The 13,738-nt window shown below is 73.4% G+C and carries 14 protein-coding genes and 1 tRNA gene; 6 read left to right on the forward strand and 9 right to left on the reverse strand.

Annotated elements, in window-relative coordinates:
* Positions 1–111: 111 nt before the first annotated feature.
* Entirely contained in the window at positions 112–699 is a 588-nt protein-coding gene (locus tag AB0J42_RS00440; protein ID WP_364286590.1) for a TetR/AcrR family transcriptional regulator, read from the forward strand.
* Between the two features lie 8 nt (positions 700–707).
* Here the strand turns inward: AB0J42_RS00440 and AB0J42_RS00445 are convergent, their stop codons facing one another.
* From AB0J42_RS00445 to AB0J42_RS00455, 3 genes are read right to left on the reverse strand one after another with little or no spacing between them, the layout of a single operon-like run.
* Positions 708–2,915, reverse strand: a complete 2,208-nt coding sequence (locus AB0J42_RS00445) for a protein kinase (protein WP_364286593.1) — start codon at positions 2,913–2,915, stop codon at positions 708–710.
* On the reverse strand, positions 2,915–3,706 hold the full coding sequence (locus tag AB0J42_RS00450) for an ABC transporter permease subunit (protein WP_364286596.1): 792 nt from the start codon (positions 3,704–3,706) through the stop codon (positions 2,915–2,917). Before AB0J42_RS00450 ends, AB0J42_RS00445 begins: the two co-directional genes overlap by 1 nt.
* Positions 3,684–4,595 carry an ABC transporter ATP-binding protein gene (locus AB0J42_RS00455; protein ID WP_364286598.1) on the reverse strand — a complete coding sequence of 304 codons (912 nt, stop codon included), beginning with the start codon at positions 4,593–4,595 and terminating at the stop codon, positions 3,684–3,686. The genes AB0J42_RS00450 and AB0J42_RS00455 overlap by 23 nt, the downstream gene beginning before the upstream one ends.
* A 128-nt stretch (positions 4,596–4,723) precedes the next feature.
* Between AB0J42_RS00455 and AB0J42_RS00460 the strand changes: the two genes are divergently transcribed.
* Positions 4,724–5,185, forward strand: a complete 462-nt coding sequence (locus tag AB0J42_RS00460; protein ID WP_364286601.1) for a helix-turn-helix domain-containing protein — start codon at positions 4,724–4,726, stop codon at positions 5,183–5,185.
* A 111-nt stretch (positions 5,186–5,296) separates the two neighbouring features.
* Positions 5,297–6,649 carry an MFS transporter gene (locus tag AB0J42_RS00465; protein ID WP_364286604.1) on the forward strand — a complete coding sequence of 451 codons (1,353 nt, stop codon included), beginning with the start codon at positions 5,297–5,299 and terminating at the stop codon, positions 6,647–6,649.
* Between the two features lie 41 nt (positions 6,650–6,690).
* On the opposite strand, the gene aztD is transcribed toward AB0J42_RS00465, so the two are convergent.
* The 4 genes from aztD to aztB are packed head-to-tail and all read right to left on the reverse strand — an operon-like array spanning position 6,691 to position 10,659.
* A complete protein-coding gene (gene aztD / locus AB0J42_RS00470) occupies positions 6,691–7,854 on the reverse strand; it encodes a zinc metallochaperone AztD (RefSeq protein ID WP_364286607.1) in 1,164 nt (387 codons plus the stop codon).
* The gene (aztC, locus tag AB0J42_RS00475) at positions 7,851–8,744 is read right to left on the reverse strand and encodes a zinc ABC transporter substrate-binding protein AztC (protein ID WP_364286610.1); all 894 of its coding nucleotides are present in this window, start codon (positions 8,742–8,744) and stop codon (positions 7,851–7,853) included. The genes aztD and aztC overlap by 4 nt, the downstream gene beginning before the upstream one ends.
* A complete protein-coding gene (locus AB0J42_RS00480) occupies positions 8,741–9,850 on the reverse strand; it encodes a hypothetical protein (protein WP_364286613.1) in 1,110 nt (369 codons plus the stop codon). The genes aztC and AB0J42_RS00480 overlap by 4 nt, the downstream gene beginning before the upstream one ends.
* On the reverse strand, positions 9,847–10,659 hold the full coding sequence (gene aztB / locus AB0J42_RS00485) for a zinc ABC transporter permease AztB (protein WP_364286616.1): 813 nt from the start codon (positions 10,657–10,659) through the stop codon (positions 9,847–9,849). The genes AB0J42_RS00480 and aztB overlap by 4 nt, the downstream gene beginning before the upstream one ends.
* Before the next feature lie 53 nt (positions 10,660–10,712).
* On the opposite strand from aztB, the gene aztA reads away from it, so the two are divergent.
* On the forward strand, positions 10,713–11,360 hold the full coding sequence (gene aztA / locus AB0J42_RS00490) for a zinc ABC transporter ATP-binding protein AztA (RefSeq protein ID WP_364286619.1): 648 nt from the start codon (positions 10,713–10,715) through the stop codon (positions 11,358–11,360).
* Positions 11,361–11,462: 102 nt separating this feature from the next.
* On the opposite strand, the gene AB0J42_RS00495 is transcribed toward aztA, so the two are convergent.
* Entirely contained in the window at positions 11,463–12,389 is a 927-nt protein-coding gene (locus AB0J42_RS00495; RefSeq protein ID WP_364286622.1) for a cobalamin biosynthesis protein, read from the reverse strand.
* Positions 12,386–13,171 (reverse strand): phosphotransferase, encoded by a 786-nt coding sequence (locus tag AB0J42_RS00500; protein ID WP_364286625.1) that lies wholly within the window; start codon positions 13,169–13,171, stop codon positions 12,386–12,388. Before AB0J42_RS00500 ends, AB0J42_RS00495 begins: the two co-directional genes overlap by 4 nt.
* 172 nt (positions 13,172–13,343) lie before the next feature.
* Here AB0J42_RS00500 and AB0J42_RS00505 point away from each other — a divergent pair.
* Positions 13,344–13,417, forward strand: a tRNA-Arg gene (locus AB0J42_RS00505).
* A 74-nt stretch (positions 13,418–13,491) separates the two neighbouring features.
* Positions 13,492–13,692 (forward strand): DegT/DnrJ/EryC1/StrS family aminotransferase, encoded by a 201-nt coding sequence (locus tag AB0J42_RS00510; RefSeq protein WP_364288156.1) that lies wholly within the window; start codon positions 13,492–13,494, stop codon positions 13,690–13,692.
* Positions 13,693–13,738 lie beyond the last annotated feature (46 nt).

Below are 13,738 nucleotides of genomic sequence, written 5' to 3' on the forward strand. Positions count from 1 at the left end.
TCGAGACTCCTCGCAGAATGGTCAGGACAGCACTCCAATCGCAACTCTTGTTGCATTAGCATGACACAGAGGCGGAAGCTAACGCAACTGAAATAGCTTTAGGAGTGATCAGTGGAGCCGATCAAGCGGCCCGGCGGGCGCAGCGCCCGCGTCCGCGACGCGGTACGCCAGGCGACCCTCGCCGAGCTGGCCGAGAAGGGGTACGGCGGGCTGACCGTGGAGAACGTCGCCGAGCGGTCCGGGGTCCACAAGACCACCGTCTACCGGCGGTGGGGAAGCGTCGAAGGGCTGATCTCCGACGCGCTGGAGCTGGCCCGCGAGGAGCCCTGGCCCATCCCCGACACCGGCACCGTCGAGGGCGACCTGCGCGGGGTGGCCCGGCTCGTGCAGAGCGGGTTCGCCGATCCGGAGGAGGGGCCGGTGTCGTCGGCGTTCGTGGCGGCGGCCATGCAGAGCCCGGACGCGGCCGCCGCCCTGCACGGCTTCTTCCAGGCCCGTCACGAGCAGTCGGCCCTGGTGGTGCGCCGCGCCGTCGACCGCGGCGAGCTGCCCGGCACGGTCGACGCCCACGAACTGATCAGAGCGGCGGTGGCCCCGATCTACTACCGCCTGTTCGTCACCCACGAGCCGGTCACGGAGGCGGACGCCGACCGCGCCGCCGACGCCGCCCTGGCCGCCGCCCGCGCCGGCGTCCTCTGAGCCGGGGCCTACTGCTGGTCCTGGACGCCGCGGAGCTCGAAGTCGTCGTAGGTCATCTTGAGCACCGACTTGTCGTCCTTCGGGGTGCGGGCGAACAGGCCGACCGAGCCGTTGCCGATGCCGTTCGGGTCGTCGGCCGAGACGGCCTTGGAGCCGTTGACCCACATGGTGAGCCGGACCGCCTTGCCGTTCTGCTCGCAGGCGGCCTCGATGCGGACCTTGCCCTTCAGCTCGCCGAGCTGGGCGGGCTGCGACATGGTGCCGCCCGCGCCGCCCTGGATGCGGCGGATGCGGGCGTTGCCGGAGGTGTCGAGGCCGAACTCGTAGTAGGAGTCGTCGTCGGCCGCGTGGCAGTAGACGCCGTACTCGCCGGAGCCCGACACCTCCCGGACCTCGGCGGTCACCGCGACCACGACGGTCTCGGGGAGCATCGGCTTGGGCGTGGCCGACGGGTCGGGGCTGGCCGTCGGCGTCTCGGTCAGGAACGGGATGGCCGCCTGCGCCCACCGCTCCTCGCGGTACGGGCCCGCGTCCAGCCCGTAGGTGCCGTCGCTGCGGTAGCCGTCGCTGGCGTCGGAGTTCTCGTTGTACCGGCCGTTCCAGCCGCTGGAGGTCGAGGTGAAGTCCTCCCGGTGGAGGACGTCCATCTCGGGCGGCCCGCCGGGCATCAGCGCCCACGCGGTGACGCCCAGCGCCACCACCACCGCGCCCGCCGCGGTGAGGCCCGCGAGGAGCTTCCCCCTGGCGGGGCGGGGCTGGGGAGGGTACGGGGCGGCGGCGAGCGGCGTGGTCGCCTGCTGCCAGGCCACCTGGACGGTCTGCGCCACCTGCTCCGGCCCGGCCGCCCGCCCCACGAGGTGGTCGAGGAGCTGCTGCGCGGTCGGGCGCATGGCGGGGTTCTTGTGCAGCGCGGCCCGGACCAGCTCGCGCAGGCCCGGCTCGACCTCGTCGAGGCTCGGCTCGGTGTTGAGGACCTGGTAGACGATCGAGGGCAGCGTCTCGCCGGGGAACGGCGCCCGCCCGCTCGCGGCGTAGGCCACCAGGCAGCCCCACGAGAACACGTCGCAGGCCGGTGAGACGGGCTCGCCGCGCAGCACCTCCGGCGCCATGTAGCGGGGCGTGCCGACCAGCTCGCCGGTGCCGGTGACGCCGCCCAGGGTGTCGAGCGCCCGGGCGATCCCGAAGTCGATCACCCGCGGCCCGACGGGCGACAGCAGCACGTTGGACGGCTTCAGGTCGCGGTGGACCACCCCCGCCCCGTGGATGGCGGTCAGCGCGGTCGCCACGCTCACGGCCAGCGCGTCGAGGCTGGACCCGCGGAGCGGGCCGGACTGCCGCACCGCCTCTTCGAGGTTCGGGCCCGGCACGTACTCGGTGACCACGTAGAGCTGGTCGCCGTCGAGCGCGGCCTCCAGCACGGCGGCGGTGCAGAATCGCCGCACCCGGCGCGCCGCGTCGGCCTCCCTGCGGAAGCGCATGCGGAACTGCTCGTGCTGGGTGAGATCCGGGTTGATCACCTTGATGGCGACCTGCTGCCCGGACGGGTCCTCGGCCAGATGGACCGTCCCCATCCCACCCCTGCCCAGCACGCGCACCAGCCTGTAGCGCCCGATGTGGGAGGTTTCACCGCTCACGGCGCGTAAGCTTACCCATTTCGGCCCCGCCGTCGAACGGCATCGACCGGCGCGGCTCGTCCCGGGGCCAGTCGAGCAGCCGGGCGCCGAGCACCGCCGTCTCCAGCGTGAACCGCTGTGTGGGGTCGTCTGTGTGGGGTCGTCCGGCGAGAAGCCGGTGAGGCGGTGGACGCGCTGCAGCCGGTAGGTGACCGCGCGGGTGCTGACGCCCAGCCGGCGCGCGGCGGCGGTCTGGTTGCCCTGCGCGGCGAAGACCGCCTCCAGCGTCTCCAGCAGCGGCTCGTGCCCGCCGCGCGCGCCCAGCAGCGGGCTGAGCACGCTGGTCACGAGGTCCTCCATCGCGCTTCTGTCGCGCAGCAGTACGGGGAAGACCAGCAGGTCGGCGGCCTTGACCACATCGCGTTTCAGGCCGAACCGGGCGGTCAGGTCGCGCTCTATGCGGTCGGGTGAGGCGTCGCCCAGCCCGCGGGCGACGGCCACCAGATACGACTCGGCCAGGCGCAGCCCGAACTGCTCGGACCGGCCCTGCCGCAGCGTGCGGAGGTGCCCGTCGAGCAGTTCGGCGGGCACCCGCGGCGGCATCACACCCCCACGTCGCGCCGGTCGAAGGCGAGCACCGCGGTGAGCGCCAGCACCGCGGTGGCCCCGGCCAGCACCAGGTAGTCGCCCACCGGCAGCCCGTTGTAGAGCGGCTGCCCGGAGCCGTAGTAGTGGAACGGCGACAGCCACTTCAGCCAGGCGAGGGCGTCCACGCTCTGCCCGGCGGTGACGGCCACGTAGCCGAGCACCGCCCACACCCCGGTGACGGCCATTCCGGGCCCCTTGCGGCCGGTGGCGGCGCCGACGGCCATGGTGACGGTGCCGAAGAACAGCCCGAGCAGCAGCACTCCGGTGTGCGCGGCGAGGATCCGGCCGAACGGCACCTCCATCTCCACGGCCTCGGCCATCGCCCAGGTGACCAGCAGCGTGACGGCGGCCACCGCGGCCAGCCCGATCACCAGGGCGGCGTACCGGCGCAGGAGGAGCCGCCCGCGGCTGACCGGCAGCGTGACGAGCAGCTCCAGCGTCCCGGCCTCCTCGGGCTGGGCGAGCGCCCGGTTTGCGACGATCATGGCGCACGCCAGGAACAGGAAGGGCAGGAAGAGCTGGTAGACGGTCGTCTGGAGGTAGCCGGGGCCGCTGGTGAAGTCCTGCAGCCCGCCCAGCAGATCGCGCATGCCCTCGGGGAACTTCGCCAGCGCGGCGGGCCCGTACACTTCAGGACTCTCCTTGACGCTGGCGTACACGCTGACGTACAGCACCATGTACGCGCCGATCCCGGCCGTCCAGCCGATGAGAGCCCGCCGGTACTCACGGAGCGTCTTGGCGATCATCGTGCCTCCCCTCGTCGCTGTAGTAGGTGAGGAAGATCTCCTCCAGGTCGGGCGGCGCGCTGGCCAGGTGCACCACGGTGAACTTGGCGGCGGCCTTGATGAGCGCGTCCGGCCGGCCGTCGACGGTGCCGCGCACGCTCGCGCCCTCCACCCGCAGGTCCCGCACGCCCGGCAGCCCGTGGAAGGCCTCCGGCGGCACGGGCGCGTCGAAGTGCAGCTCCACCCGCCGCACCGCCTTCTCGCGGAGCGCGGACACGTCCTCCACCGCGACGAGCCGTCCGGCCCGCACGATGCCGACCCGGTCGGAGACGTCCTCCACCTCGGCGAGTACGTGCGAGGACATGAGCACGGTCCGCCCCGAGGCGCGCACCTCCCGCACCATGGCCAGGAACTCCTGCTGCATGAGCGGGTCGAGGCCGCTGGTGGGCTCGTCCAGGATGAGGAGCTCGGGCTCGTGCATGAACGCCTGGATGAGCCCGACCTTCTGCCGGTTGCCCTTGGAGAGCCGGCCCATCGGCACGCCGAGGTCGGCGTCGAGCCGTTCGGCCAGCGCCTCGATCCGGCCGGGGGGCACCCCGCCGCGTGCCTTGCCGAGGAAGCGCGGGTAGTCGCCGGCCTTCTCCCGGCCTTCGAGGGCGAGCTCGCCCGGCAGGTAGCCGATCCTCGCCCGTACGGAGGGATCGCGCGAGGGGGCGCCCAGGACGTGGACCTGGCCCCGGGTGGGCCGGATGACGTCCAGGACGAGCCGGATGGTGGTGGTCTTGCCGGCGCCGTTCGGCCCGAGGTAGCCGAAGATCTCGCCGGGGCGGATCTCCAGGTCCAGGTCCTCCAGGCCGCGGCGCCTGCCGTAGTACTTGGTCAGCCCTTCGGCCCGTACCACTGCTGTCATGCCCGTCATGGTGCCGCCTGGGGCGGCCGTCGTCACCGGGTGGCTCCGGCAAGGTGGGCGGCGATTCGCTTCCGGTTCCCGGCAATCCGTTAACTCTGGAATTCCGGTTTTCCGGGTACTGTTCGTCTGTGGAGACGATCGAGGAGCGCGTGGCGGCGCTGGAGGCCCGGGTCGCCGCTCTGGAGGGGCGGGCGCCGGAGACCGGCGGCGACGCCGAGGAGTCGGGCCGGCTGGTGTACGGGGGGCACGCCAGGTTCGGCGGCTACCGGTGGAGCTGGGAGATGGCCCGCCCGCCCGGCTGGCTGGTGGAGCAGTCGCCCGGCCCGCTGGCGGCCGTGCTGGCGGCGGCCGGTCATCCCGCGCGCCTCCGCGTCCTGCAGCTGCTCGTCCGGGGCCCGCGGCCGATCGCCGAGCTGCAGACCGAGCTGTCGCCGGCCTCGCAGGGGCAGCTCTACCACCATCTCAAGACGCTCGGCGCGGCCGGGCTGATCGAGCAGCCGGAGCGCGGCGTCTACCGGGTGCCGCCGCACGCGATCTTCCCGGTGCTGGCCATGATCGCCGCGGCCACGGACGTGGTCCACCCCCGCTGAGACTCCGCCCGGGACGGCGCGGCGTCGGCGAAATCGCCCATTTACGAATCATGTGATCTCTGCCACCCTTACTAGAACACGATTCTAGAGTTGTCTACGGGAAGGTAGGGCATGCTCGGAACGTTGGGCTCGCCTCGCGCCGGCAGGATCGACGCCTCATCCCCGGCGCCGTTCGGCTGGGCGCCGCTCGTCGTGCTCTTCATCGTCGGCCTCGTGGACCGCATCGAGGCCAACCTCCTGTCCGGGGTCCTCCCGCACATCATCAGTGAGTGGGGCATCAGCGACGTGGCGGCGGGCGCCATCCCCACCGCCGCCGCGATCGCCGGCGCCGTCGTGGCCATCCCCGCCGGATACCTGGCCGACCGCCGCAGCCGCACCCGCATCATCGCCGTCGTCGTCTTCATCTGGGCGATCGCCACCGCGGGCTCCGGCCTGGCGACCGGCTTCGCCATGTTCTTCGCCATGCGGGTGCTGCTCGCCGCCGCCGAGAACATCGACAACCCCGCCTCGGGCAGCCTGCTCGCCGACTGGTACCCGCCCGTCAGCCGGGCCAAGGCCTACGGCCTGGTCCGCGTCACCACCTACCTCGGCGGCATCGGCACGCTCATCGGCGGCGTGCTGGCGGCCAACGTCGGCTGGCGCAACACGTTCCTCATCATGGTCATCCCCGGCGTGCTCACGGCCCTGCTGGTGTGGCTCCTGCGCGAGCCGCGCCGGGGCGAGCTGGACCGGGTCATCGCCGGCGGCTCCGGCACCGAGAACCAGGTGACCGTCACCCCCGAACCCACCCCCGACAGCGTGCCCGTGACCGACAAGGTGCCGTTCGGCACCCAGTTCGGCCAGGTGATCCGCATCCCCACGCTGATCTTCGTCTGCGTCGGCCTCGGCCTGCTCACCCTGGGCCTGGCGGGCGTCTTCTACTGGATGACGACGCTCATGGTGCGCTCGTTCGGCGTCGGCACCGACGCCGCCGGGTCGCTGAGCGGCCTCATCACCGTCGTCGGCACGCTGAGCGGCACCCTCATCGGCTCCTGGCTGGGCCGCCGGTGGCACGGCACCCGCAAGGGCGGCCGCCTGCTCGCCGGCGGCGGAGGCATCACGATCGGCGCGCTCATCCTGGCCGTCGCGCTCTCCATGGACACGCTGGCCGGGCTGACCGTGCTGACCATTCTCGCCAGCACCTCGATGTCGATCGCCATCCCCAACATGACCGCCTGCCTGGCGGACGTGGTGCCGGCGAGCGCCCGCGGGCTCGGCTTCGCCGTGCTGCAACTGCTGATCACCGGCTTCGGCGCGTTCGGCTCGCTGATCGTCGGCATCGTCTCCGAACGGACCGGCTCGCTGCTCACCGGCATGTACGCGCTGGTGCCCGTCATGGTGATCGGCGGCCTGCTCACCCTCGGCGCCCGCGCCTCGTTCGAGCGGGACGCCCAGAAGGTGCTGGACGCGGCCCGCACCTCCTGACCGCCCCGGCGCAGGGGGCGGGCCGGGCGCCCGCCCCCTGGTCAGTGGCCGTCCACGACGCCCGTCACCTCGTTCGGGGACGCCGGGAGCGTGGCCGTGCGCAGCGTGCGCCCCGACTCGACGTCCACCGCGTACACCCGCTTCCCGGCCGGGTCGGTCACGTAGGCGACGTGGCCGCGCACGAACAGGGCCGGGCGGGGCCGCTGCCAGTCGAGCGGCTCCCGCCACTCCCCGACCACCGCGTGCCGGGCCACGACCTCGCCCTTCTCCGCGTCGATGACGTGGATCGCGCCGTCGGTGCCGAGGACCAGCGCCTCACCGTGCGGGCCGCGGGCCAGCGAGCGGAAGCTGTAGCTGGTGCCGAGGTCGACCAGCCGCAGCTCGCCCGTACGGGTGTCGATCAGGGAGACCTGCTCGGGCCGCTCCAGCTCGGCGTCCGGGTCCTTCTTGTAGTCGCCGAGCACGATCGGCGAGTTGCCGGTGCCCGCCTGGTTGCCGATCCGCCCGTACCTGTCGGGGCTCTCGACCTTGGTGATCTTCCCGTCGCGGTAGACGAGGACGCCGTCCTCGCAGCCGACGACCACGGCCTCCCCCTCGGCGGTGGCCTCGCCGTGCACGCCGGGGCAGTCCTCGCTCCGGGTGATCTCCTTGCGGTCGCGGTCGAGGACGAGGATGCCTTTCCGTTCCTCCTCCGTACCGAGGGTGACCACCAGCTCGCCGTCCGCGAGCTGCAGGGCCACGCCGTGGTGCGGCGCGGCGGCCTGGTACGTCTCGCCCTCGGGAAGTCCATCGGCCAGGTCGTGCGGGTCGAAGACGGTGACCTGGCCGGTGCCGTCGGAGAACAGCACCGTCTTGCCCGCGTGGCGGACGACGTGGCCGGGCTTGTCCCCCGTGAACTCGTCGTCCTTCAGCTCCGGCGTGACCGCGTCGAGCACGCGGAACCCCGTGGCGGTCGAGACGAGCACGTGCCGGTCGTCGCCGGCCGGGTTGACCCGGTTGAACCCCGGCAGCGGGATGTCCTCCGCCACCTTCAGCGTGTCGCCGTCGAGCACGTACAGCCCGCCGTCGTACGTGAGGACCAGCGGCTCCTTGACCGGGGCGGCCTGCGTCTGGACGGCCCCGGCGGGGGCGGCGGCCGGCTGGGCCGTGCCGCACCCGCCGGCCAGCAGCGCGGCGGCGAGAAGCAGGAGAGAGGTGCGCTTCATGAGGCGTTCCTTTCGGTGAGGGCGTCGACGATGGCGCCGGTGTTGGCGCGCATCAGGGTGAGATAGGTGTCCGCGCCCTTGCCCGGCGCGGTCAGGGACTCGGTGAACAGGTGGACCACCCGCACCCGCACCCCGGCCTCCTCGGCGAGGACGCGGGCGAGCCGGTCGGGCTGGGACGAGCCGGCGAAGATCGCGGGCACGTCGTGCTCGCGGATGGTCCCAGCCAGTTGCTCCAGGTCGGCGGCGCTGGGCGAGGCGAGCGTGGTGCCGCCGGGGATGACGGCGCCGACGACGCGGAACCCGTACCGATCGGCGAAGTAGCCGAACACGTGATGGTCGGTGACCAGGTCGCGGCGGTGCGGCGGGATCGCGGCGAGGCTCCGCTCCATCCAGGCGTCCAGCCGCTCGACCTCCCGCCGGTACGCGGCGGCGTTCGCCCGGACGGCGGCCGGGTCGGCGCCCGCCACCCGCTGCACCGCGGCGGAGATCGCGTCGACGGCCTTGAGCATGCGGCGCGGGTCCGTCCAGAAGTGCGGGTCCGCCTGGCCGCCGGGGTGGCGGAGCGGGTCGGCGGCCTCGGCGACGGCCAGCGCCGGCACGCCCGCCTCCCGGGCCGCGCCGACGTGGCGGAGCACGCCCTCCTCCAGGCCGAGGCCGTTGTAGACGATCAGCGCGGCCCGTTCGAGCGCGGCGGCCTGCCGGGCGGAGACGCCGAAGGAGTGGGGGTCGGCGCCGGGCCGCATCAGCACGGTCACCTCGGCCTCGTCGCCGGCGATCATGCGGGTGACATCGCCGAGGATGTTCGTGGTGACGACCACCTCCGGGCGGCGCGGCCCGCCGTCCGCGCAGCCGGTCAGCACCAGGGCGAGGACGAGCAGCAGCACTCTCATCGGCCGGTCTCCACCAGGTGGGCGGGCGTGAACCCGAGAGGGAAGGTGCGGGCGCGGCGCAGGCCGTCGCGGTAGTCGATCTCGTGCACGGCCCGCCCGGCGGGGTCGCTGACGTAGGCGCGCGCCTGGTCGGCCTGGATGACGGCCCGCTCGTCGGGTCTCGTCAGCAGGCGCCGCTCGCTCACCTGTCTGCCGCTCGCGTAGTCCCAGCCCCGCAACACCCCGTCCGGGGTGAGGACGAGCACCGGCTCCTCCGGCCCCGCGGCGGCGACCGCGGTGACGGGCCCGGTGTCCAGGAAGCGCCACTCCCCGGCGTCGGCGTCGAGCACCCACACCCCGCCGTTCCGCGCCGGACCGGCCAGCACACTGCTCCCGGGCCGCCCGTGAAGCCCTCCGGCCCTTCCCGCCGGCCCCCACTCCAGCTCCGGGTGGATCGTGCGTACGTCGTCACGGCCGATGAGAAGGGCACCGCTGGAACAGGTGAAGACGGCGCCCCGGCCCGTGACCGCCGCGCCGCGCGGCTCCCGGCACTCTCCCGCCCGCCCGGCGGGCGAGCCCTCACGGGTGAGGACCTCGATGCCACCGTCCACCGGCACGTAGAGCCGGTCCCGGAAGGGCAGCGCGCTCTCGTACGGGACGGACCCGAGCCACGAGATGTCCCCCTTCTCCAGCCGCGCCCGATCCAGCAGCCGCGTGCCGCCGTCACCGGACACCGCCACCACGCCGTCACCGGAGAGCACCCGCCGCCCGTCCACCGAGCCGAGGTCCCGGGGCGCGGCGCGGTAGTAGTGCACGTGGTCCCCGTGGTCGACGGTCCACGCCCCGCTGTCGACGACGCGCAGCGCCCCCGCGCCGTGCGCGACGTACGCGAACCGCCCGTCCCCTTCGACCCCGGTGATCCCCCCGAGCCGCGCGACCTCGGTCACGTCTTCGGTGATCAGGTCGAGCACGTACACGGCGGAGTCGTCCGCCAGCACCAGCCGGTGCTGCGGCTCGGCCGTCTCCTCGGCCCCGGCCACGTACCCGTGCGGCTGCGGTTCCGCGGCGTCGGGGCCGCACCCGGCGAGCGCGATCAGCGCGGCCAGCGCCGCGCCCCACCGCCTCACCGGGCCACCCGGTACGCCAGCGCCGAGACGAAGAACTCGGCCACGGCCACCGCCGCGATGGTCGCCCCGGCGGCCGTCCCCAGATGCCAGGACAGGAGCAGCCCCAGCACGGCGGCGACGATGCCCAGCAGCGCCGCCCCCGCCATGATCATCGGGATGCGCCGGGCCCACAGCGCCATCGCCGCGGGCGGCGCGACCAGGAGACCGAACACCAGCAGCGTGCCGACCACGTGGAACGACGCCACGATGGCCAGCGTCACCAGCCCGACGAGCAGCGCCTGCGCCAGCCGGGGCCGCAGCCCGAGCGTGCTCGCCTTGCGCGGGTCGAAGGCCAGCGCCACGAACATCCGGTGCCCGAGCGCCGCCACCAGCGCCGCCACCGCCAGCGCCCCGGCCAGATAGCCCAGGTCCCGGCCCCGTACCGCCAGCACGTCGCCGAACAGGAACCCGGTCAGATCCACCGCGAACGACCGCGAGTGCGACACGATGATCACGCCGAGCGCGAGCATGCCCGCGAACAGCAGCCCGATGCTCGTGTCCTGCGACAGCCGCCGCGAGCGGCCCAGCACGCTCACCCCGGCCGCCATCGCGATCGCCGCCGTCGCCCCGCCCGCCACCACGTCACCGCCGAGCAGCGAGGCCAGCGCGACGCCCGGCAGCATCCCGTGGGACATCGCGTCGCCGAGGAACGCCATCCCGCGCAGCACCACCCAGGTGCCCGCCAAGGCGCACACGAGCGACACGAGGACCGACGCCCACAGCGCGTTCCGTACGAAGGACACCTCGAAAGGCCCGTACCACCATTCCATGACCCGCACCTTACAATGAAAACCGTTATCACTTTCAAGTGAGAGGTGGCGGAATGACGGCCATAGAGGTGACCGATCTGGTGGCGGGCTATCCGGGCCGCACGGTGTTGCACGAGGTCACAGCCCGATTCCCGGCAGGCATGGTGACGGCCGTGACAGGCCCGAACGGATCGGGAAAATCCACGCTGCTCGCCGTCCTGGCGGGCGTGATCGCCCCGTCGTCCGGCTCGGTGACGCGGCGGCACGCGCACCGCCCGGCGTTCGTGACCCAGCGCAGCGAGGCCCCCGACACCCTGCCCATCACGGTCGGCGAGACCGTCGCGATGGGCCGCTGGGCGCACCTCGGCCCGTGGCGGCGCCCGTCAGCCCACGACCGCGCGGTGGTCGACGCCTGCCTGACCCGCCTGGACATCGCCGGCCTGGCCGCCCGCCCGCTCGGCGCCCTGTCCGGCGGGCAGCGCCAGCGCGTCCTGGTCGCCCAGGGCCTCGCCCAGGAGTCGGACCTGCTCCTCCTGGACGAGCCCGCCACCGGCTTCGACGCCGCCGCCCGCGACCATGTGGCGGCGGCGATCAGAGAAGCGGGCGTGACGGTGGTGCTGGCGACCCACGACATGCGCCCCGCCCTCGCCGCCGACCACTGCCTCCTCCTGGACGCCGGCCGGGTGATGAGCGAGGGCCCGCCCGCCCGCGTCCTGAGATAGGTCTCGCCGGTCAGCTACCACCAGCGCGGGCCAGCCGCACATGCACCGTCAAGCAGTACGACCGCTATCTCCATCGGCCCGCGAGCCTCGTCCCCCGCTCCTTCAGCGGGCCTGACGCCGCACGGCCCACGCGGCCAGCACCGCCGCGCCGGCCGCCGCCAGGCCCACCGCCCGGGTCAGCCGGACCGCCCGCCGGATGTCGCGGGTCTCGGGCTGAGGTCCGTCGCCCATGGCCGGCCGATGTTCGACCCTGCCCCCGTACACGTTCGTGCCGCCGAGCGTGACGCCCAGCGCGCCCGCGAACGCGGCCTCGCACCGCCCGGCGTTCGGGCTCGGATGGCGGTGCCCGTCCCGCCGCAGCACGTCCAGCGCCTTCCTCCGGTCGGACGCGGCCAGCACGGTGAGGAGCCCCGTGAGCCGGGCGGGCACGTAGTTCGCCACGTCGTCCAGCCGCGCCGCCGCCCACCCGAAGCGCTCGTACCGCGGCGACCGGTGACCCACCATCGCGTCCAGCGTGTTGATCGCCCGGTAGGCCAGCAGCCCCGGCACCCCCGCCACCGCGCCCCAGAACAGCGGCGCCACCACCGCGTCGGAGGTGTTCTCGGCCAGCGACTCCACCGTCGCCCTGGCCAGGCCCGGCGCCTCCAGCTCCGACGGGTCGCGCCCGCACAGGTGCGGCAGCCGCTCCCGGGCCGCCCGCAGATCATCCGCCTCCAGGGCCGACGCCATGAGGGCGCCCTCCCGGGCCAGGGACGTCCCGCCCAGCACCGCCCAGGTGGCGGCCGCGGTCAGCGCCGTACGCGCCAGCGGATTCCGTACCCGCTCCGCCAGCAGCCCCGCCCCGGCCGCCGCCCCCACGCAGACCGTCACATACGCGGCGCCCTTCGCCCGCGCGTCCCCGTACATCCAGCGCTCCAGCCACGACGCCGCCCGCCCGAACAGCGCGACCGGATGCCCCCTCCTGGGGTCGGCGAACACGGCGTCGAGCGCCACCCCCAGCGCCAGCCCGGCGGCCCGATCAGCTCTCATGACACCAGGTAGGCATGGAGCCCGTCCTCGGAGGCGTCCAGCCAGGCGGACGCCCGCCGGATCCGCTCGCCCGCGCCGTCGGCCCACATCCGCGCCCAGTTCCCGCCGCCCGCCGCCCTCGCCTTCATGACCTCGTACGAGCGATGGAACCGCAACCGCGCCACCTCCAGCAGCCGCCGCCGATCCCGCGGCCGCACCCCGTACGCGTCGCAGAACAGCCGCAGCCGCTCCCCCACGTTCACCTCGCGCAGCAGCGGATGCCGATCGACCGGATCCGCGATCGGCGCCCAGTGGCGCAGCGTCGTCACCACGTCGAACAGCCGCGTCGTCGGCCGCGCCTGATCGAAGTCGATCATCGCGTACGGGACCCCGTCCGCGAACACCACGTTGGCCGGGGTCAGGTCGCAGTGACCGATCACCTCCGGCGGCGCGTCCTCGTTCGACCCGGCGACCCACCCGCCGCCGTCGAGCGGAAACCCCCGGGTCGCGTCGTGGAACCCGTGCAGCAACCGCGCCAGATCAGCCAGCGCACCGTCCGAGACGGAGACGGCGTTCACCCCCGTGGTGCCCGGCAGGTAGGTGAGCATCTCCCGCCCCAGCTCGTCGAACCCGAGTACGCGCGGCGCTCCCCCGAAGCCGGCGGCTTCCAGGTGGCGGAGCAGGGCATGCACAGCAGGCGTCGTCGACCTCACCGGCCTGCGCACCGTGTCACCGACGCGCACCACGCCATCGGTCACATCCCCGCCCTGCAGCGGAACCTCATGCAGGAGCGTCGCGAACATGGCACGACAGCATAGGGCCTCCCCCGGCCCGCCCGCCGGGAGTTTTGTTGCCGTTTGGGGGGATGTGCGGGGAGAACTGTGGCAGACAGGGGGGACGAGGGCGGTGAGGCGGGGCTGACACGGTGAAAACGTGTGCATGACACGTCGCCGGATCATGCACAATAAGGCGAGAGCGCCCTTAGCTCAGCTGGATAGAGCACCGGACTTCTAATCCGACGGTCGCAGGTTCGAATCCTGCAGGGCGCGCCGCCGAGACCAGCGGTGACCTGGTCTTTTGCATGATCGGCCCAGCTGGCCCGTAGGCAGCGGGAAGCGAGCGGCTGCGGACCCGGTACACGATCGCGACCAGTCAGCACTTCCGCCCCGTCCACACCCTGCATGCCTACTCCGGCAGCGCCACCCGTCCCTTGCCGGTGACCGAGGCCGCCGCCCGGCAGTTGTCGCTGCCCTGCTACCCCGCCATGACAGACGACCAGGTCAAAGGAGTGATCACAGCCGTCCGGGCACTGTGGGCACAGTGACCATGCCAGGTGCCGGCCAGGTGGTGCACCGCCGTCTGGCCGGCAC

Source organism: Nonomuraea sp. NPDC049649, from assembly GCF_040675175.1.
Lineage (GTDB): Bacteria > Actinomycetota > Actinomycetes > Streptosporangiales > Streptosporangiaceae > Nonomuraea.

Coding starts and splice junctions, on each gene's coding strand:
- aztB (WP_364286616.1), bottom strand. CDS start 10,659: ATGGAATGGTGGTACGGGCCTTTCGAGGTGTCCTTCGTACGGAACGCG.
- aztC (WP_364286610.1), bottom strand. CDS start 8,744: ATGAGAGTGCTGCTGCTCGTCCTCGCCCTGGTGCTGACCGGCTGCGCG.
- AB0J42_RS00465 (WP_364286604.1), top strand. CDS start 5,297: ATGCTCGGAACGTTGGGCTCGCCTCGCGCCGGCAGGATCGACGCCTCA.
- AB0J42_RS00500 (WP_364286625.1), bottom strand. CDS start 13,171: ATGTTCGCGACGCTCCTGCATGAGGTTCCGCTGCAGGGCGGGGATGTG.
- AB0J42_RS00455 (WP_364286598.1), bottom strand. CDS start 4,595: ATGACAGCAGTGGTACGGGCCGAAGGGCTGACCAAGTACTACGGCAGG.
- aztD (WP_364286607.1), bottom strand. CDS start 7,854: ATGAAGCGCACCTCTCTCCTGCTTCTCGCCGCCGCGCTGCTGGCCGGC.
- AB0J42_RS00495 (WP_364286622.1), bottom strand. CDS start 12,389: ATGAGAGCTGATCGGGCCGCCGGGCTGGCGCTGGGGGTGGCGCTCGAC.
- aztA (WP_364286619.1), top strand. CDS start 10,713: ATGACGGCCATAGAGGTGACCGATCTGGTGGCGGGCTATCCGGGCCGC.
- AB0J42_RS00445 (WP_364286593.1), bottom strand. CDS start 2,915: ATGCCGCCGCGGGTGCCCGCCGAACTGCTCGACGGGCACCTCCGCACG.
- AB0J42_RS00450 (WP_364286596.1), bottom strand. CDS start 3,706: ATGATCGCCAAGACGCTCCGTGAGTACCGGCGGGCTCTCATCGGCTGG.